The following is a 19,738-nucleotide window of genomic DNA, read 5'->3' on the forward strand; positions in this document are numbered from 1 at the left end:
GAGGATTATAATCCTTCCTTATGCCTGATAACCGTCATAAATTACAGGTATGGCAATAAATAGTAAGGGGTGCTTCAGATTGAAGCGCCCCTTATACTAGCAGACTATAAATAATACTCCGATATAATTCCTTTCTATCATTCATTATCCGCAAGACCCATCTCGTGTTCCTATTTCCATTAATTAATCAACGCCGATCTTCGGTGCATTCAATTCCCAATTCTTAATCCTCAATTCCTGATTATTTAAAGTCAATCGGTATGCTCACTTTTACACTAAAGTTCCTCCCCATATTATACACACCCGCTCTTCCGGTCACCTCATTAACAGCTGCATATTTCAAACGGCTCAGGTGATTCTGATAAGCTACATCAGTAAGGTTGTTAGCCGCAAGATGCAGGGAGAACAATGTCTTGTTATTTTTCTTATTGATAAAATCAGCTCCGATGCCGGCATTCAGCAAAGTATAGCCGGATGTCGCAGTCTCTGTCTGATAAGCATAGAAGATATCGTTCTGCGCAAAGGTCCTATCAAGCTGTACACCGACGTACGCATTCTGCATAACGCCACCCACCTTTTTGAAGTTTCCTTTCAGCTCGGAAATCCAGCGTGCTGCAGGAATATTTGGCAGGTACTTAGCAGAATCCGGACCATCTGTGATCGAAGAACGCACATAGGAAACAGTATTCTCGAAATGCAGCCAGTCAATCGGATGTGGGTGGATATCCAGCATAAATTCACCACCATACAGGTTAGCTGTATGCTGTTGATATTTGAAAGCAGAATAACCATCTTCATTATCAGCAGCAGGAATAGAGTCTGTCCCTTCCACGTTCACCAGTTTACGGGCAAAGATGAAGTTATTGATGTGATTGTAGAATACACTGGCGGTCAGCGATACGTGCTGTGAGTTAAACTCAATACCAAGATCTCCCTGTGTGCTTACCTCAGGTTTCAGATCATTATTACCGTATTCATATTTGATAGTACCCTCATGTACACCATTCGCGGCCAGCTCTGAGACATTAGGCGCACGGAAACCACGAGCAGCATTCAGTTTCAGCGTTACCTGCTCACTCGCAGCATAGCTGATACCTGCACTTCCTGATACATTAGAAAAGTCACGGTTGAAGGAAGCAAACTTTGTTTCACCCCCATTATCTACCGGTACACCTTCCTCATTCAGCTGCAGACCTTTAATAGTCATGTGGCGGTTATCGAAACGTAGTCCACCGCTCAGTGTCAGTTTATCAAATGTTTTAGTGGTCACTGCAAATACACCTGCGTCAAAGAGTTCATAGGCAGGGATCAGGTACTCTTCGCCACCAATGTTGTTCTGCTGCTGCATACCATTGACGCCAATGGTCGTCTGCCAGCCGTTCATTTCCGGCAAATAGTATTTCAGTCCGTAGTTGAAGGTATTGAGCTTTAAGAACAGTTCCGGTTCATCTGGTTCCAGTACGTTCCCCAATTCCTTACGACGGTTCCACTGATACCCCAGTGTCAGACCTAACCGGCCGCCATTATGCAGATAAAGGTTATTATCCCACACCAGCTTGTTGTGTGTGATCTTCTGTGCAGGAACACCTATACTGTAGGATTTAAAATCATCATTTGTAGCTACCGCCTCCTCTTCTGCACCATTGTTATTCACAGGTTTGATGAACTGGCCGCTCTCATTACGCTCACCTTCTACCAGTCCTAATTCCTGGTTAAAAGAAGTGAAACGAATGATGGAAGAACCCCATTGTTTATTCAGACCGAGGCTACCACCATAATTGGTATTTTTAAACTTGGAGTTGAAGACATAGCCATCGTATTTGTTCTTATAATCGTGTGCAAACTTCTGGGTACCGAAGGCGCTCCAGCTGAAACCATCTTTTGATGTACCTGCGATGTCTGCATGATAGGAGATCTGACCGTTATTCGTCAGATAATTAGCCGCGACATTTCCTTTGATGTGTCCTGCGGCAACTGTGCCTGGTGGCACTATATTTACCACACCAGCCAACGCATCAGATCCATATACGAGGGAGGAAGGCCCTTTCAGTACTTCCACTTTACTCACATTGTAATCATCGATTTCAATACCATGCTCATCCCCCCATTGTTGCCCTTCCTGACGAACGCCGTCACCAACTACCACTACACGGTTATATCCGAGACCGCGAATGAATGGTTTGGAGATAGCGGGACCGGTTGTCAGCTGACTTACACCTGGCAGTTTAGCGATCGCATCAACAATGTTGGTAGAGATATTGGCATCGAGATAATCTTTTCTGACAATGCTCACTGGCGTAGGCGTCTTTTTCAAAGTCGTCGCCATATTCACCCCGGTGATCACTACTTCATTTTTCTCCAGCAGTGTTTCTGTCAGGGAGAAATCTTTATGGGTATTACCGTTAATCTGTACCACTTCTGTAAAAGCCGCATATCCTATATAATGCACCTCTACGAGGTATTTACCTTTAGGCAGGTTTTTGATCTCATATTGTCCTTCTGTATTGGCAGAAGCACCGATATGCAGGTCGGGAAAATATACAGTGGCTCCGGGCAGAGGGCTGTTAGATGCTTTATCAGTAACGATCCCACTCAGGGAATTGTCGGCATCATCGCCAGTAATAAAATTGGCAAACACGGATGAACAAGTCATTATGCTGATCACTACAGCAATATGGAGGACACGTAAATAGTGCATAACAAGATCTGTTTATAGACGATATTTTGCGCAGCAACACTACTGTTTGCAGCAACAGAAATAATACGGGCTATCCGCCCTTTCATAAAAGTTTGATAATTAAAAGGTCAGCTAAACAAAACTTGCAGCAGGAGGCGCACGCGGAGATAATGTTCTGTAGGGGAAATGATCAATAACCGGAATGACTGGTTGAGGGAAATGCCAGGTCACTTCTTTTACCAGGGCATAATAAACAATGCTGGCCGACTCATACGCTTCAGGTTCTATCTGCAGAAATCCACAGTGTACGTGTTTAACAGATAAGGTGGTACCGTGCTTAAGGATGCCAGGTGCATCGTCGTCAGTATCATGATGACTGAAAAACTGGTGTATGAATGCCCTGGGGGTGGTATTAAAAACAAATACCCCCAACAGCATGATAGCCAATATCCTGTATAGTGCTTTACGCTTCAGATCATGAGTTTGACGAATACAAATATAGGTAATAAATGCAACAACGTTGCTCAAAGCAGGTAAAACGGCAACAATATCCATAAATGATCTAAATGGCGGATAACTGGCCGGAAGCTGGTAGTAAATACAAAAGACGACACCCACATCCATTCGTCAGCCGACGAACAGATATGGGTGCAATAATATAGGCTGAGCTCTCAGCTCCTGAAAGTGTTCCTTTCCAGAACCGGGTATATCATCGATAGTATTAATATTTCACTTTCAGCATAGACCTTACATGCTGATAAACACCATTTTGCAGACGGGCATAGAATATACCAGCGGCCAGTTTACCACTATCAAAAGTGATACTGTACTCACCAGCAGGCTGCACTTTATTCACCGGTGTGGATACCAGGCGACCCATTGTATCAAATATCTGGATCATGGTATGTCCACCCCTGGTTTTATACTTCAGCGTCGTAGTGGTAACAAATGGGTTAGGATAGTTGGTGATGAGATTATGGCTGCCATTATTCACATCATCGATCGTCGTCAGGGTACCACAGGCAATACCACTCACTATCGGCAGACGCTGATAATCTTTGAACAGGACTGTCTGCAGTGTAGCGCTGTCCACACAGAACCATTGTTCCAGCAGGGAAGCATATACAGAGCGGAAATCGTACTGCATTGGCATGTTATCACTCACGTTGGACTGGGTCGGAATGTCCGGAGAGGCCCCGAGTACCCCCTGCAGCACATAGTCGCCGAATACGATCATGGGGGCGGCAGCACCATGGTCTGTACCCATACTACCGTTTGATTTAATACGGCGACCAAACTCAGAGAAGGTCATCCCTACTACCCGGCGGGACGCTTTCAGTTTGGTCAGATCGTCCATAAACGCCTTGATGGAGTCGGACAACTGTCCTAACAGTTCTGCGTGCTGGCCTTTGGTGGTGTCGCCTGCCTGGGCCTGGTTAGCGTGCGTATCAAAGAACGCATGCGTTACCATGTATACACGGGTTTTCAAACCACCTGCTACCAGTCGGGCCACTATTTTAAGCTGCTCCGCCAGTCGGTTATTAGGATAAGGGCTCTGGGAAGTTACGTTCGCAGCAGCCTTTTTAATAGAGTTCGCGAACTTATTGGACTGTTTCGCGATCAGACGTACATATTCCAGTTCGACACCCGCGTGCGTATTAGGCACCGGGTCCATGATATCTTCAATCAGGTTATAGAAATCGGTAGAGCTGGAGATAGCCACAGCCATATTCGCATCACTACCCTGGAATACCGGGGAGGTCAGCGAGCCTATCTGGATCGCCAGCGGATCTGTTCCTTCGTAAGCATCGGGGAATCCCGGAAACTGGGTTTCCAGGTAGCGGCCTGCCCATCCGGTTTCAATCACCTGGTTGGCATCAGACCCACTCAGCCAGATGTCCATTGCGCGGAAGTGGGAATAGTCAGGCGAAGGGTAACCAACGCTCTGGATCACACACACTTTACCATTGTCGTACAATTCCTGGAGACCAGTCATTGCAGGGTGCAAACCAGTTTTGATATTATTTGCCAGGGGCAATACAGCCGCCTCAGGGATCGCAATATTAGTACGTGCTGCCTGGTAATTTGCATAGATATCCAGTGGTACGACCATGTTCAGACCATCATTACCACCGATCATCTGGATCATCACCAGTACGTGGTCATTGTCTTCTGCAGACTTCTGCAGGGCGTTCAGCAGTGAAGAGCCGGCGAATGCCTTTACGGAAAAGCCGTTGATGAAAGTCGGCAATACCGTTGCCGGTGCGGTATATTTAAGAAAATCTCTGCGTTTCATAGTTTATAGGTCTTTCTAAGATCAGGCTAATTGATATTCAGACATATTCATCAGATACTTGTACAGTGTCTGCAGCCGGTTTTCCACAATACTGCGGTTAGCGGCATTAGGATTGGATTTCCATTCGTTCCATGCATCTGTCCAGTAGTAATCACTATCAGGGCTCTGGCCACTAAGCAGGATGATATTCTTCAGTTTTGCCTTTGATGTGTCGGATAGATCGATACGGTATAAAAGGTCCAGGGCATCCTGGATCAGGGTAACCGGATTAGAAGGATCAGAAAGCTTTTCCGTGAATGACAGCGGATCGATCTTCACAGATCCGAAGCCGCCTGCGCTGATCATGGAATCACTCATCAGGTTACGTTTCGGCAGTGTATCTGTGTTGATCCAGATCTCGTGATACTGAGGCGCCTGATGGTAAGCTTCCCAGCCCGCCACCTGTGGCGGTTCTCCGAGGTCCTGCAGCATATTGGCGCAATGATTACGGATAGCGTTCAGCGCTTCGTGCTCCGCCATATAGTCTGTCGGGAACTCTACTCCAAACTCACGCACCATTCCTACCGCAAATTCCACAGGGCTCTTGATGAGTGCAGACATATTCAGCGGATCGAAGAAGTGCTCGCTCTTGAAAAGGGCTTTCAGCACTGGCTTCAGCTCAAACTGGTTATCCCGCATGATCTTGGCCAGCGGCGTGATCACGTTCTGTTCAACGGCATCGTCTATCAGGTAATAAACGAAGAAACGGTATATTTTACGGCAGATGAACTTAGACACTTCCTGCTGGTCAAAGATGATATCCAGCAGGTCATCCAGTTCGGTCGCCCCTTCTGCGCCCGTCTTACCGGTGATCTTACGGTTATTATAGAAACTTGAAAACTCTTTATTGGTAATAACGTGCTGAGTGGATTCGAAGTAAGCCTCCATGGTTACCGGATTGATCCTGTAACCGGTGAGCACCTGCGCCGTAGCCCGCACATCTTCCTCTGTATAGGCGGAATCCGGACCTTTACCTACTGTGAACAGCTCGTGCAGCTCACGACCGTAGTTTTCGTCAGGGCTTTCTTTTCCATTCAGGTATCCGTTCAGGTATTTCAGCATGGCCGGATCAAGGGTAACGGCCTTGGTGAGTGCCTTGAAATTGCCGGTTGCGTTAGCCCTCAGCATGGTGTTATACTTGTACACGTAGCGGGAATCGTTCACCATATCCATTTCAGTAACAAAATGGTTATGCCAGAAAAGCACCATTTTCTCCTGTATGCTACGCGACTGATTGATCATCACCTTCATCCACCATGCTTTATAGGAAGACCAGCGCATTCTGTCCAGGTCTCCTTCTTCAGGAGGCGGAGCCGAATTCACCCAGGTAGTACCAGGGGCAATACCGGTTTCATCCTCACCGTATGTATTTAATGGCTGAGTGGTTACGGCAGTCACCGTATCGATCAGGGCATCCACAGCCGCGTCCATGCCAAGGCCTTTAGCCCAGGTCACGTCTTCGGGTGTAGAACCGAACATCGCGCGTTTCAGCAGGTGTACTGCCTGTGCAGTACCAAATTCTCCCGTGTATGCTGTAATGCCAGAATCAGTGCGAAAGCCGGCGGTTTCCGCTTTAGCTGCTGTTTGCTGACGTTTTGCAGGAAGCGTAAGGAATTGTCTGCGATCCATAGTATAGATATATGATATGGTTGTTGTTGTGTATTCAGACTATAGGGATACTAAAAAGTAGGCATTTTCCACAGGTCCAGTTTACGGATCCAAATTAATAAAAACTTTAATTCAAGGGCATTATTTTATTTATAGGCAAACTACTCAAAAAAGAAAAGGGTTGACTACCATTTAATTAGCCAACCCTTACTCTGATATTCTCAGTAATTACAATCTTTCTATTACGCCGGCAATACCCTGTCCGCCGCCTACACAGGCTGTCACAATACCATATTTTTTATCCAGGCGCTTCAGGTCATTGAGTATCTGTACAGTGAGTTTAGCACCGGTACAGCCAAGTGGGTGTCCCAACGCGATCGCTCCTCCATTGATATTCACCAGTGCCGGATCAATACCCAGTTCACGAATAACGGCTACTGACTGTGAAGCAAATGCCTCATTCAGTTCTACCAGGTCTATATCATTGAGTTTCTTCCCTGCCTGCTGTAATACTTTAGGTATTGCTGCTACAGGTCCGATCCCCATGATACGTGGATGTACACCAGCTGATGCACAGGCTACCAGTCGGCCGATAGGCTGTAAGCCCAGTTCTTTCACCATCGTTTCACTCATCACTACTACAAAAGCAGCACCATCAGACGTCTGGGAGGAGTTACCGGCAGTAACACTTCCTCCTGCCGCAAACACCGGTTTCAGTTTTGCCAGTGCTTCCGGAGAAGTGTCTGCACGCGGCCCCTCATCTGTATCTACTGTATAAGTGCGTGTTTGCTTACGCCCTTTTTCATCCACATAAACCTCGTTAACACTGATAGGTAAAATACCTTCTTTAAAATAACCATTCTCAATGGCTTTCAGTGCCTTCTGGTGAGACTGATAGGCAAAAGTATCCTGGTCCTCACGGGATACATTATACTCACGTGCAACTGCTTCTGCCGTCAATCCCATACCCAGATAATATTCCGGTGTAGTAGATGCGACACTATAGTTAGGCACTGTCTTCCATCCTGCCACAGGCACAAGGCTCATACTCTCGGTCCCTCCGGCGATGATACAATGTGCCATACCTGACTGGATCTTAGCGGTAGCAATCGCAATTGTCTCCAGTCCGGAAGCACAGTAGCGGTTCACGGTCATCCCAGGCACTTCTATCCCCAGCGCACGTACGGATATCATACGACCGATCTGCAGGCCTTGCTCAGCTTCGGGAACAGCGTTACCTACGATCAGGTCATCGACCCTTTTCGGGTCGAGCTGTGGCACACTTTTGAGCAAACCTGTAATTACATCCACGGCCAGGTCATCAGGCCGGTAAAAGCGGAAGCCGCCCCGCTTGGACTTACCCACAGCGGTTCTGAATCCGGCTACGATATATGCTGTTTCCATTTCCTTAACTCCTTTTTCCGGGTGTATTACCCGATTTTTTTTCTTTTAAGTTAAAGAAGTTTTGTGAAATAGAAAACAAGGTATTAAATTTGCACCCTGCTTCGGCAGAAAGAGTAGACTCCTTAGCTCAGCTGGTTAGAGCTACTGACTCTTAATCAGTAGGTCCAGGGTTCGAGTCCCTGAGGGGTCACCAAACCCGACTTCTTGAGAATAGTCTCAAAAGGTCGGGTTTCTTCTTTGCATGAAGTGCCCGTCAGGTCTGCAACGAGGGCGAATAATGGATTTATTTTTGTGGTTCGAGGTCGGTCATTTTCCTTGTTATAATAGATTCCTTCCGGAAATATCATTTTCTGCATTCTTTGTTTTTCCTGATAGTTGCTGAGATTCCATGTCAGCGCGGGGTTCGTTACATGCTGAGTCGCAAATTCTATATATTTTTCGAGGTTCGAGGCGTTTATTGGGGACAGTTGTAATTCGTCCAACAATTCTTTCCGCTCTGCATTGTATTTAATGATGAATTTTTCATAAAGTTCTTCTTTGATCTTTCCCTCGACATAACGTTCTTCCAGATTTTCTATCTTTTGTTCCAGTTCAGCTAGTCGGGCTCTATACTGTTTGGCAGTTTCTTCCTTCCCTGCATTTACGATGTTAAATAGTTTCCTCAATTGCAACTGAAAGAGACCGATATACTTTTCGGGGAGAGTTATCTCGCTAAGGATGGTCATAAACCGTTCATGTAACCTATTAGCACTAATATGACAGGAGCATCTACTACCATTATCGCACTTATAATAATATAGATTCTTCCGTTTAACCAGATACCCTCTTAAATACATGTCGCAGGCTTCGCACTTCATAAATAGCTTCAGCGGCAATGCCTCGTTTAGCGGATTCTGTACAAAGCCGTGGGTTACTTTATTCTTTTCTTCATTGGCTACGAGAAAGATATCCCTGCTAACCAGTTTTTCATGCTTTCCCTCTACAACTTCTCCATTTAATAGTGAATGCGACAGTATTCCGCAATAGAAAGGATTAACTAACGCTTTACCGATGGCTTGCTTTGTAAGTTTCAGCCCATGGCCTTGCAATCTTTTCAGAATTTCGACAGTACTGATCCCCTCATTGGCTTTCCATAAGAAGGCTTTCCTTAGCAGTTTACCGGTTTCATTGATAACAATGGTCTTTTGCCCATTAATAGTTACATGATCATAGCCTAAGGGGGCATGACAAGGCCACTCTCCTCTGAGCAGCCTTTCTTTCATGCCTTCAACGGTCTTTAATCGTCTTAGATCATTGTCATATTGGCTAAATAAGAATAGAATGTTTTGTTGCAGCACCCCCGCCGGATTTTTAGTGTCTATTGGCTGAGTGACAGAAATTATCTGAATGCCCAAGTCTCTTAACTGTCGAGTAAGCCAGATGGCATTATCGCCTGTGCGACTAAACCGATCAAGGCTATAAACAACAATTTTAATATTACTCTTTTGCTTTTTACTAAACTCTATCATTCGTTTAAATTCCTTTCTTTCGTCACTGGCAGCTGATTCATACGTACCTCCGAAGTAAGCTAGGATATCGTAGTTTTGTTTGTTAGCAAGGATATTACACGCCTTTTTCTGCGTCTCCAGGCTCAAATTACCTTCAGCTTGTTCCTTTGTTGAAACTCTGGTGTATATAACACATTGACGGTCGTCTTTGACTACGAATTTTGCCCCCTTGGCATATTTGGAAAAAATATCTTGATCTTGCATTTGTAGGTTTTTAATGTCTAATTTGTCAGGTTAACAAAATCGAAAATCAGGCAGCAGATGATAGTTTATCATTCTTTACTCCATTGCAATACAAGTCGTAAGTGATTAACGCAAAACTGTGAAGTGTGGCAATGATGTTTTGTAGTTCTTCAGCAGTCGCATCTTCGAATTGCTTGAACGACCGTATTTCATCTTCTATGAGGAAGAGCCGCTGGTCTGTTTCTTTGTTAGTGGATTGTATATTTAGCCAGTCATTTAAAGTGATAACTTTTGACATAGTATTAATATTTAACCACAATTTATGGAAGTGCAATTTTATCGATTAGCAGATATATCTACTATTGCCAAAACTTGATAAAATATACTCAAACAATTCCCAAATTCATATATCAATCAAGCCCCTGTTCACCTTAAAGTGCGACAGGGGCTTGATATTATTTAGAAAGGGTTCCTATGACCTTTGCCAAAAGGATATAAAATAAGAAAATTCACTAAGGTCGTCTAACATAAATTGTATTCGTAGGTAGGTACGGGGGTATTTATCTTTCGCAAATCTAAGTAAGTTCGCAATTAATTTTTCTTGGGCTTTTCTATCAACATTAATTCTAGGTAATACCTTCATTAATAGAAGTTCGTCTAAACATCTATATACTGCCTCATTATCTTTTGGGTAATCCGCCAGTTGAGAATTATATGCACAATAGGTTAAAGCGGCATCACGGACACGATAACCAAATCTAATTGATGATCCAGTGAGTATTTTGTCAATGCTTTGAAGTTCAGAGATTATTAAATCGCCTATTTTTGGGAAAAGTAAGTATGCATCCTTGCCGTTCAATATCTTCCCTAAAACCTGATCAATTTTGATCGGTACCTCGGGAAACTTGAAATCAACATCATCGGACTTAATACCTCCATAAAAGTCTATTTCGGTGAGTTCTATTACCATCATTCGATCCAGGAGCTTCATACTAAACATCTCACCAGATAAGTCAATATTTGCAGTACCGATTACAGCTAAATTAGGAGGAAGCATGATTCCATTTTTTAAAAACCTATTCTGTAGCTCGATATCAATTTTAATTCCTAATCTAACCCATATGTCAGGATCTCGCTCCGCATAATATTTCATTTTTTCAGGAGTAATGAAGGCATCTGACACTAGTTCGCCATTAATCCATTGGCGGCTTTCCAAAATAGATAAAAAATTGGCAAAGTACAGTTCAACCTTCGCTAAATTCATTTCATCAAGACACAATATAAATGGTGTGTCAAGATGCCGCCATGCTTTTACTAAAAAAATTAAAAAAGGAGTCCATTGATAGTGGCCACTTATCGTATTTAACCATCCTAAAATACCATCTGCATCGTGCCAATCTGGTTGGACTTGTATCATCTGAAAATTCCCTGGTTGACCATCCTCCTGCAAATATTTCGGGCATGTTTGATAAGCAAAGGTTCTCGCAAAACGTGATTTCCCTGTTCCACACATTCCAGCCATCAGCACAAAAGGTTTTGTCTTTATAGCCATCAATATCTGACGATATGGATGATTAAAGTCAATTATATTAGGAAATGTAGGCGAAAATGACATTCCTGACTTTGCGCCTTTCTTCGATTTGCGCTTTTTTCTCTTTCCTACATCGTCAGCAGTATTCAGATTAGATTGAATATTGCTTTCATTGTCCGAATTAATGTTAAAGTCTTCACCATCATCTTGTATTGCGCGATACCGATGTCTACGGTTTCTTATGAACGCTGTTGTATTTTGACCGGGAAAGTTTTTCATTTTTATTAGATTTATTATACTACCGATATTTTTGGCCGATATTGCATTAATCGAAAGTTCTATTTCTTGTCTTGTTTTCTATATTTCTCACAATACTCCCAAAAGCCCCCGTAGACCTCGTCAGCAACAGAAATGATCTTTTCCTTTTCAGCATTACTTATATTGGGCGAGATTTTATCCCCCCCCGAGCTTACTACATTGCGCATCTTGCGATAAAAAGTCGGAATACTCCAGGAACATTCCTCACATACCCGCTCCCGAAAATAAATTGGTAAGTTGATCATTCTCGAATGCACGTCCTGTAATAAATTGATTGGTTGAGATACCGAAGGCATTTTGTTCTTCATTTTGGGATAATTTAGATAAGATGATAATAGCGTTTTTCTTTATTGAATATATTTAATGCGACAGATCAGCATATTTTTCACACGGAATACTTATGGTAAAACTGGTAATCCCCTTACTGCTAGTGATCTTTATATTTCCATTAAGGCTTTCAACATATATTTGACATAGATAAAGTCCAATTCCGTCTCCAGCACCTCCCGGTTTGACCTTATAAAATAATCTTAATATGTCCTTAATTTCATCAGGGGGAATTGTATGACCTAAACTGATGACTGAGAATGTTATATATTCTGCGAACGTTGTAACCACTAACTGAATGTCTTTTCCTGTACTGTACCTATAAGCGTTGCTTAAAAGGTTTTGAATTATTTGCCTAAGCTTTATTTTGTCCGTAATTATTGTTCTATGCTGTAATTCATCCTGTTTTACAATGAGGTTTTTGTTCATAGTTTCGTTCATGAGATAATAAGGCACTGTACATTCATCTATGAACCCTCCTACTTCAAACTGTTGGTTATCGGTTCGAAGTGCAAAACCGTCTTCATTGAATTGTACAGTTGTGATCATATTCGACATTATCTGGTTTATGTTAAAATGAATGGCTTTGAGAGAGGATAAATAGTATGCTATGTTTGAGGAATGCGAAGAGAACGAATCCACTTTTTCAATGAGTGCTTCAACTGCAAGCGTAGCACCTCCTATTTGAGTTTTAACTTCATGAGCAAAAAGTCCGAGAAATCTCTCCATCGATATTTCCTCCATCGTTTTCCGATTGGTAAGTAGAAATGCAGCCTCAATTAGACGTCTATACTCAGTATCTACTAATTGATAGCATAGTTTATTGCTTTCGTATCCGGATCTGGAAATTGCTTCCAGAACACGATCTAGTCTATGAGTTTCTGTTCTTAGATCTGAACTGTCACAGAATGAATAAAATACTTGCATGGGGTTTAGTATTTCATCATCTGATAAACAGAAAGGAAACTTGACTTTTTGAGTTAACTTTTCTTTTGTGTTCTTCATAAACGACAATAATTAAGTTGGGCAATTGTGATTTGGATAATGTGTGGGACTACAGTCGATTAATATTAAAGGAATTACGACTAGTACAATTTGTGTTTATTACGTCGGGGGGACGTATTTATTACATATCCGATTGGGGAGAACTATCTAAATTGGGCAACTTAAAGAAATGATTGGCATTCAACTAGTGGAAATTAAATAGGGTTGAACCTACCCGCACTGCCTCTCTGGCTCTCACAAAGCCAACCACCTTGCGGTGGCTAAAGCACAATGCGTAAGTAGGCCCAACCCTTTTTATTTGGATCGGGCGCTTTAACTTACACTCGCGCTTTAAATTTGTGAGATTCGAGAGACGAGATTCGTTAAACGCTTACTTCATATCATATAAGTAGCGCAAAATAACAATTTCTGCCCAAAAGCGAACTTATTATTTACAGCTATATACTAAATCAGTAATTATAGGCGCAAAGTAATAATAAAAATCCTCAAATAAGAGACAAAAATACTCGTAATGAGATATTTATTTTTGTTATGTAGATAAATAATTGTTTGTCAACTACTTTATTGATTTTTACCAGAACAACAATATCGGGATGGCAAAGAAAATTAAAGAAACTCCAGAGGATGCTCCCAAAAAGGGACGGGGTAGAAAAATTAAGACTGTCGAAGCCTTAATTGAAGATATTGCTGCAAAGCGCAAGTCTTTGAAGTCAATTTTTTTGTCTGGTGATTTTATCTCTCTTAGAGAACTAGAATCTCTTTTTACGAAAGCAATGGCTAGTGAAATGGGAGTTAATCATACAAACTTTACAGCTAAGTTTAGAACCCCGGTCAACTTCAGTTTACACGAAATACATAGACTTGCCCATTATATAGGTATAGATCCACAGTTAATATCCAAACAGGCAGATATGGAGATTGCCAGTAATAAAGATCTTCAAGTGAAGTTGAAAAAATTTAAGAGTGTAAAGGATATGAAACAGTACAATTCAAAATAGGTTAAATAAAATGAAAAGATTGAGTAGGTGGTTAACGTATTTTTAGCGTCTATTCGGCTCCAAGGTTATAGGGGCCTAATTTATCCAAAATCATCTTTACCTGCAAAGTAGTAAAATAATGTCCTCTACGAGGCCCGATATCGGCAATAAATGGTTGCAGCCATGTGTTAAAAACCCTTCTACTCACGCCATAGGAATTTGCAAGCTCTTTTGTGTTCATAGCTTTGATTCTAAATGCTTCTTTCTCTTTCATAATGTGTGGTGTTTAATTTAATGGGTATACTGGTATATCTATTGTAGGCTAAATAAGGTTATCGTTTATGTGTTCTTAATGTTGTCCGCGGTTAACAATGGCTAGTTCTATTTTAGGAGATTGGTAATTTCAACTATCCCCCTCTCTAATTCCTGATTGGAAAGAGAAGCAAAACCAATACGTAAGATGTTTGGGTTACCATCAGTAGATGCTATCAGCTCTTGTGGGGGAATCCAAATACTATTGTTTCTTATTCTCCTACGCAATGTGTTTATATCATATTGAGAATCAATTTTGATACAATATGCCAAACCAGCATAAGGAAGATTATAATTTGCATATTTGCCGAGATGTCTATCCAGCAAATATTTCATAATGTCCCTTTTATGTTGATAAATTTTAAGACTGCTGCGGGCATACTGACCAATTATGTCAGATTTGATCATATCAGTTACAGTTTGTTCTAAAATAGCATCCCCTCGTTGATATATTGTATTATATAACCCTCGTAGCGATTGTACAAACGTTCTCGGACCAGCAACAAATGCCATTAAATTAAGAGGAGCCATCATTCTACTAACATTACTGATATATATGGTATTTCTCTCGATCCCGTCAGATGCCAGAGGTAAAGTCAGACCTGGATCGTAACAAAATTCATGGTTATGATCTGTTTCAATTATTGCAAAGCCGTATTGTTCTGATAATGCCTGAAGATGTTTCTTCCGCTGTAATGAGAGGGTGGCAGTAGTAGGATACTGACAACCGGGAGTAATAAAGACAGCTTTAATCTTCATCTCCTTGCATATTTCTTCGAGCTTTGTTGTGCATATACCATCATTATCAACTGGTATCGGAATCAATTTTGCACCGACTTGTCTGAACGTTTGCCAGCTAATAGAGCTGCCTGGATCTTCAACCACTATATTGTCTCCTGGCAATAGGATAGTTCTTGCAACCATGTACAAAGCCATCCTAGTACTATGAATAATACATATATTTTCCCCTCTTAGATTTAAACTGCGCCGACTACGTAACATGTTGCATATCTCACGGGCTAACAAATAGTAACTATTACCTCCATCATATTCAGATTTCTTTTGTCTTGCACTTTGGAGGGACATGCGCTTATAAGCAGATATAAACTTGGCAGTCGGGGCTAATTGAGGATCAGGATAACCATCGTCAACACGTATTTTCCAAAGTCCCGCCGGAATTTCGGAGCTAACTATCTGTTCTGCAAATTGATTATATGAAAAATTGCTATTCGGTGGCATTAAATCAGTGGTGGCATCCGAGAGTGTAAACTGCCGTCTTTCAGAAAATAGCCCCTCCCCAACAAAAGTGCCTTTCCGTTTTTCGGAACGAAGAATGCCTTTATCCGCAAGTTCCTCGTAGGCTTGCGCAATCGTATGTCGATTCACTTTTAATAAACTTGCTAGTTCTCTATAGCTTGGCAATAACATACCAGGCTCAAGATGACCGCTTTTAATCTGACGGGTGATACCATTCACAATCTGGTCATGAATAATTTTATTTCTGTCAATTTCAAAAAATAGAATGGTATTCCACTTTCTCAATACTGCCATAGTAAATAGGAAATGGTCTTAACAAAAACAATATATATGCTATATCCTCTTCTTTTGGTTAGTTATATGAAGACCTGACAATAGCTATAAATGGGTATAACAGTTACATCAATTTACGTTTTAGCTCTAATAGGTATACTTTCTTGAATGCTTATACGAAAATAGGTGCTATTAAGATACAACAATCTGGCCTAATATGGATAGTTGTAATCTGGCCTATTATATTTAGACGAAAACGTTATACTAATGTTAAATTCTATTCTGGGTGTAACGCCACACAATAAATAAAACTGTTATGTTAACATTTTTAATGCAGTATTAAACCTTCTTGACTATTATAGAATAGATTTTAAATGGGAATCAAATGGTAGCCGATTATCAGTCAAATGCATTTGAAAGAAGATCAGTATCCCAATGTTCTACAAAGCATGATATAGCAAATATCTATGTACCCTTATTCTCTCATAATCAAAATGCAGTAATTAAATTCGAACATTTTTATCCTTTTTTTCTCGAAATGTATAAAACCAAAACAAAATAGATTTAAAGAGGCTTTTTTTAGCTAATCAGGTTAAATCCGCGAAAGCACTATCTGCCAACTATTCATCTTTGTTTCCATAAAAACGAAGATATGACCCGCATTATTCCAATCTCACAAATCGATTATTCAACATCACATTCCCTTTGCCATGCAGCCTGGCAGTTTTCCCGTGCCGTTTTATGGCCAGAGCAATCTTTTAGTGAAGATGAACAAAGACGCTCGCTTTCGTTTATAAAAACGTACCTCAATTTTCCTGAGATAATTGAGGGATCATTTAACGAGTTTTGTGAGCGTATTTTGTTAGCCCACGAAGCAATATATCTTGAACGGTCCGTGTATCTGCCACAGCCTTCAGTATGGTTCCACCCCAATTACCAAGACGGATATATTACAACCAAAATGCAGCACCGGAAACTTTCACAAAGGCGTATAGATGTTCCTGGTTATCGTCAGGAGTATAATGTTCTTGTTACTGGTTTCTTCAGATATAGTAATCGAAATAAACCCTCATATATCAACAGCTGCCGAAGACATCTAATAAAGTTGAAGGCATTTGATCTACTGTCTCTTCTCTATCGGTCAGTTATTTATAGCAGTTTTCTCCAATCTTAAATAAAATAAATAGCAAACATGAACACATCAAAATCCACGATCGCAACAGGTCGTACATTCAAACTGCAAGCCTATACGATTATTGCAATGGCAAGGTTGTATGGAGTAAACAGACGTACGTTTAAGAGTTGGCTCCAACCTTTCTTAGCTGAGATTGGAGAACGACATGGCTATTACTATACTACTCGTCAAGTAAGTGTGATTATCGAAAAAATTGGATTGCCGTCGGAAATACCGTTGAACGAAGATTGAGCAAATTCGAACATAATTACGAGAGTTGATTAAAAGTGAGCATTTTCTTGTAAATGCTGGAAAGTAGGGCTTTAGAGGTATTGCATCTTTGTGTTGTCAATAAATGACATTTTAAAACTCAAACATGAAAACAGAAACAAGCGGATATTTCAGCAATGTATTACTTACCGGTACTCTATTACTTGCAAATGTTGATGTTAGCGGCTTACTTGATTATGGATTAAAGGCAGTAATTGGCGGTGGTATTTGGCTAGGGTTCAAGATTCTGGCGGATCATTATGATCGCAAACGTAAATCATCTGGTCAATGACTACGAGTAAGTTCTTAGCCGGAGCGTTTATAATTGGTGGCGCTGTGGCCGGTGGAAGCTATCTATACAATATGCGCCGGGCAAGTGTACAGCTTGAAATTATTCCTAAAGCATATGTACATAGCCTCTCCTGGACGGCGCTTACGTTGAGAATAGACGCTCTTCTCAAAAACCCCACCCGTGCCAGTTTTAAAGTAAAGTTTCCATATATCAGAATCACATATGAGGGTTCTTTACTTGGCAGCAGTCAGGTAGTCGATAAGGATATACAGATTCCATCTTTTGGGCAAGTGGTGATTGATAGTATGATGGTAGAGTTACCTGTGATAAGTATTGCATCGGGTGCTTACAGCATCATAAAAGCGTTGTTTGATAAAAAGCCGGTAAAGTTGTCAGCTACAGTTATCACAACTATTGACTTGGGTTGGTCACGAATACCCTATAACAGCTCAACAGACATCACTTTAAAAAAATAGCCATGCAGGCAGCGACTAACAGGCAAGTGCAAGATGGAGCAAAGTATGCACATCTATTCCCTACGGCTACTGGAATTATCAAAACTATAAAAACCGATGCTACGGTAGGTGATACCCTGGCATTTATAAAAAAGATAGTTCCTGCAACCTTGCAACAGACCCAAGGTATTGCTAATGTGTTGAAAGGAAGAAATACTTATGAAACCTGCCGTAATATCTGGCATTTCGTGTACGATCATATACGGTACAGAAAAGATAGGGACGGCTTTGAGCAAGTGCGTAGCCCCCGTCGTAGCTGGGTGGACAGGAAAAAAGGTGTTGACTGCGATTGTTACACCACGTTTATCAGTAGTATCCTTTGCAATCTAAGGATACCACACATACTGAGAATAACGAAATATTCGAAGCCGCACTTTCAACACATATATCCGGTCGTTCCTTATGGAGATAGATGCGTTACGGTAGACTGTGTTACGGACAAATTTGATTACGAAGTTCCTTATTCTGAAAAAAAAGATATGCTTATGGATTTACAATATTTAGACGGCCTAGATGCGCTTCTTCCTTATACTAGCAAGGATGATCGCATTGTAGATGGTCTTGATGGAGATGACGATTTTGGCGAGCTGGGGTTATTTGGCAAAAAGAAAAAAAAGAAACAAGCAGAGGATAACGATCCGATGAAAAACCCTGATGCTGTGCCAGGTACAGGGAAGAAAAAGAAAAAAGGTTTCTTCAAAAAGATACTCAACGTTGCTAATAAGGTGAATCCAGTAACATTGGCGCTCCGTAACGGTGTACTGGTAGCAATGAAACTGAATATTGGTAAGATTGGTAGTCGCTTACGCTGGAGTTATCTTTCTCCGAATGCGGCCAAAGCGAAGGGAATTGACATCGCACGATATCAGCAGCTTGTTAAAACCAGGCAAAAGCTGGAAGATATCTTTTCAAATGCTGGTGGTAATCCTGCCAATATGAAAAAAGCAATTCTGAAAGGAAAAGGCAATAAAGATCACGCAGTGAATGGCTTGCTTGGATTGGGTGCCGTTGTGCAAGACGATGGTATTATGGGCATGAACATCTATACCCCCCTTCCACAGTTACTTGGTCCTGAGATTTACTATGACGAAAACGTGCGTGGGATGGAAGGTTTTGAGGGTTTCGGTGAATTAGGAGAACCTGCAACTCTTGCATCCGTAGCGGCTGCTTCATCTGTTATCGCAGCTATAGCCGCATCGTTGAAAAAGATAGGCGACATATTTAAAGGAAAAAAGACTGAAGGCAGCGAAGATTTCTCTGAAGAGGCAGCAGCGGCGGCGGACACAGATGTTGCTGCTGTTAAGGATGCCGCTCCTGCCGCCGCTGCGACTAATCCAGCAACAGCCGCCGCTGCATCCACTTTTACTACTTCTGATAACAGTAATGAAAACTCTACTTCCTCTGTTGCTATGATGCGGAGTGCGTCCGACACCAGTACGGAAACAGAAGATACTTCAGCGGCAACATCTTCCGCAGATGTGAAAAAAGGGTTCTGGAACAACAATAAGAAGTGGATAATTCCGGTAGGCATCGGCGTGGGGGTGATCGGTGCATATGCGTTAACTCGTAAGTCATCTGTACCAGCTAAGGCACACTCCAGACCACTTAATGGCCCTCCATGTAACAAGAACTATCACCGTAAGCCACGAGGTGATAGTAACAGGGGGAAAAGTAAAAATCGCAAAACGCCGATAGCATTAATGTAGGATGGACATAACATATCATTTCTTACA

16 protein-coding genes and 1 tRNA gene are annotated in these 19,738 nt (G+C 41.8%); 5 read left to right on the top strand and 12 right to left on the bottom strand.

Annotated features, from left to right (window positions below; translation table 11 throughout):
- Positions 1-241: 241 nt before the first annotated feature.
- From GWR21_RS14770 to GWR21_RS14790, 5 genes are all read right to left on the bottom strand, one after another.
- The gene (locus tag GWR21_RS14770; protein WP_162332494.1) at positions 242-2,698 is read right to left on the bottom strand and encodes a TonB-dependent receptor; all 2,457 of its coding nucleotides are present in this window, start codon (positions 2,696-2,698) and stop codon (positions 242-244) included.
- 111 nt (positions 2,699-2,809) lie between these two features.
- Positions 2,810-3,232 (bottom strand): hypothetical protein, encoded by a 423-nt coding sequence (locus tag GWR21_RS14775; protein ID WP_162332495.1) that lies wholly within the window; start codon positions 3,230-3,232, stop codon positions 2,810-2,812.
- Positions 3,233-3,398: 166 nt separating this feature from the next.
- A complete protein-coding gene (locus GWR21_RS14780; protein ID WP_162332496.1) occupies positions 3,399-4,973 on the bottom strand; it encodes a DUF1501 domain-containing protein in 1,575 nt (524 codons plus the stop codon).
- 21 nt (positions 4,974-4,994) lie between these two features.
- Entirely contained in the window at positions 4,995-6,641 is a 1,647-nt protein-coding gene (locus GWR21_RS14785) for a DUF1800 domain-containing protein (RefSeq protein ID WP_162332497.1), read from the bottom strand.
- Between the two features lie 207 nt (positions 6,642-6,848).
- The gene (locus GWR21_RS14790; protein WP_162332498.1) at positions 6,849-8,024 is read right to left on the bottom strand and encodes a thiolase family protein; all 1,176 of its coding nucleotides are present in this window, start codon (positions 8,022-8,024) and stop codon (positions 6,849-6,851) included.
- 116 nt (positions 8,025-8,140) lie between these two features.
- On the opposite strand from GWR21_RS14790, the gene GWR21_RS14795 reads away from it, so the two are divergent.
- Positions 8,141-8,217: transfer RNA gene (locus GWR21_RS14795), tRNA-Lys, on the top strand.
- On the opposite strand, the gene GWR21_RS14800 is transcribed toward GWR21_RS14795, so the two are convergent.
- The 5 genes from GWR21_RS14800 to GWR21_RS14820 all read right to left on the bottom strand — a co-directional run bounded on the left by GWR21_RS14800 (position 8,180) and on the right by GWR21_RS14820 (position 12,935).
- Positions 8,180-9,775 carry a recombinase family protein gene (locus GWR21_RS14800; protein WP_162332499.1) on the bottom strand — a complete coding sequence of 532 codons (1,596 nt, stop codon included), beginning with the start codon at positions 9,773-9,775 and terminating at the stop codon, positions 8,180-8,182. The genes GWR21_RS14795 and GWR21_RS14800 overlap by 38 nt on opposite strands.
- A 46-nt stretch (positions 9,776-9,821) precedes the next feature.
- Entirely contained in the window at positions 9,822-10,052 is a 231-nt protein-coding gene (locus tag GWR21_RS14805) for a hypothetical protein (protein WP_162332500.1), read from the bottom strand.
- A 174-nt stretch (positions 10,053-10,226) separates the two neighbouring features.
- Complete coding sequence (locus GWR21_RS14810) at positions 10,227-11,564, bottom strand: McrB family protein (protein WP_162332501.1); 1,338 nt, start codon at positions 11,562-11,564, stop codon at positions 10,227-10,229.
- A gap of 59 nt (positions 11,565-11,623) precedes the next feature.
- Positions 11,624-11,911 (bottom strand): hypothetical protein, encoded by a 288-nt coding sequence (locus GWR21_RS14815; protein WP_162332502.1) that lies wholly within the window; start codon positions 11,909-11,911, stop codon positions 11,624-11,626.
- Between the two features lie 52 nt (positions 11,912-11,963).
- Positions 11,964-12,935: a sensor histidine kinase gene (locus GWR21_RS14820; RefSeq protein WP_162332503.1), complete on the bottom strand. Its 972-nt coding sequence runs from the start codon at positions 12,933-12,935 to the stop codon at positions 11,964-11,966.
- A 593-nt stretch (positions 12,936-13,528) separates the two neighbouring features.
- On the opposite strand from GWR21_RS14820, the gene GWR21_RS14825 reads away from it, so the two are divergent.
- Entirely contained in the window at positions 13,529-13,933 is a 405-nt protein-coding gene (locus GWR21_RS14825; RefSeq protein WP_162332504.1) for a hypothetical protein, read from the top strand.
- Positions 13,934-13,982: 49 nt separating this feature from the next.
- On the opposite strand, the gene GWR21_RS14830 is transcribed toward GWR21_RS14825, so the two are convergent.
- Together GWR21_RS14830 and GWR21_RS14835 are read right to left on the bottom strand one after the other, a co-directional pair.
- A complete protein-coding gene (locus GWR21_RS14830) occupies positions 13,983-14,186 on the bottom strand; it encodes a hypothetical protein (protein ID WP_162332505.1) in 204 nt (67 codons plus the stop codon).
- 107 nt (positions 14,187-14,293) lie between these two features.
- Positions 14,294-15,775 carry an aminotransferase-like domain-containing protein gene (locus GWR21_RS14835; protein WP_162332506.1) on the bottom strand — a complete coding sequence of 494 codons (1,482 nt, stop codon included), beginning with the start codon at positions 15,773-15,775 and terminating at the stop codon, positions 14,294-14,296.
- Between the two features lie 1,529 nt (positions 15,776-17,304).
- On the opposite strand from GWR21_RS14835, the gene GWR21_RS14840 reads away from it, so the two are divergent.
- Genes GWR21_RS14840 through GWR21_RS14850 form a run of 3 tightly spaced genes read left to right on the top strand, consistent with a single transcriptional unit; the run spans position 17,305 to position 19,711 of the window.
- Positions 17,305-17,490: a hypothetical protein gene (locus tag GWR21_RS14840; RefSeq protein ID WP_162332507.1), complete on the top strand. Its 186-nt coding sequence runs from the start codon at positions 17,305-17,307 to the stop codon at positions 17,488-17,490.
- Positions 17,487-17,966 carry a hypothetical protein gene (locus GWR21_RS14845; protein WP_162332508.1) on the top strand — a complete coding sequence of 160 codons (480 nt, stop codon included), beginning with the start codon at positions 17,487-17,489 and terminating at the stop codon, positions 17,964-17,966. Before GWR21_RS14840 ends, GWR21_RS14845 begins: the two co-directional genes overlap by 4 nt.
- Positions 17,967-17,968: 2 nt before the next feature.
- Positions 17,969-19,711, top strand: coding sequence for a hypothetical protein (locus tag GWR21_RS14850; RefSeq protein WP_162332509.1), 1,743 nt, complete (start codon positions 17,969-17,971; stop codon positions 19,709-19,711).
- Positions 19,712-19,738 lie beyond the last annotated feature (27 nt).

The organism is Chitinophaga agri, assembly GCF_010093065.1.
GTDB classification, from domain to species: Bacteria; Bacteroidota; Bacteroidia; order Chitinophagales; family Chitinophagaceae; genus Chitinophaga; species Chitinophaga agri.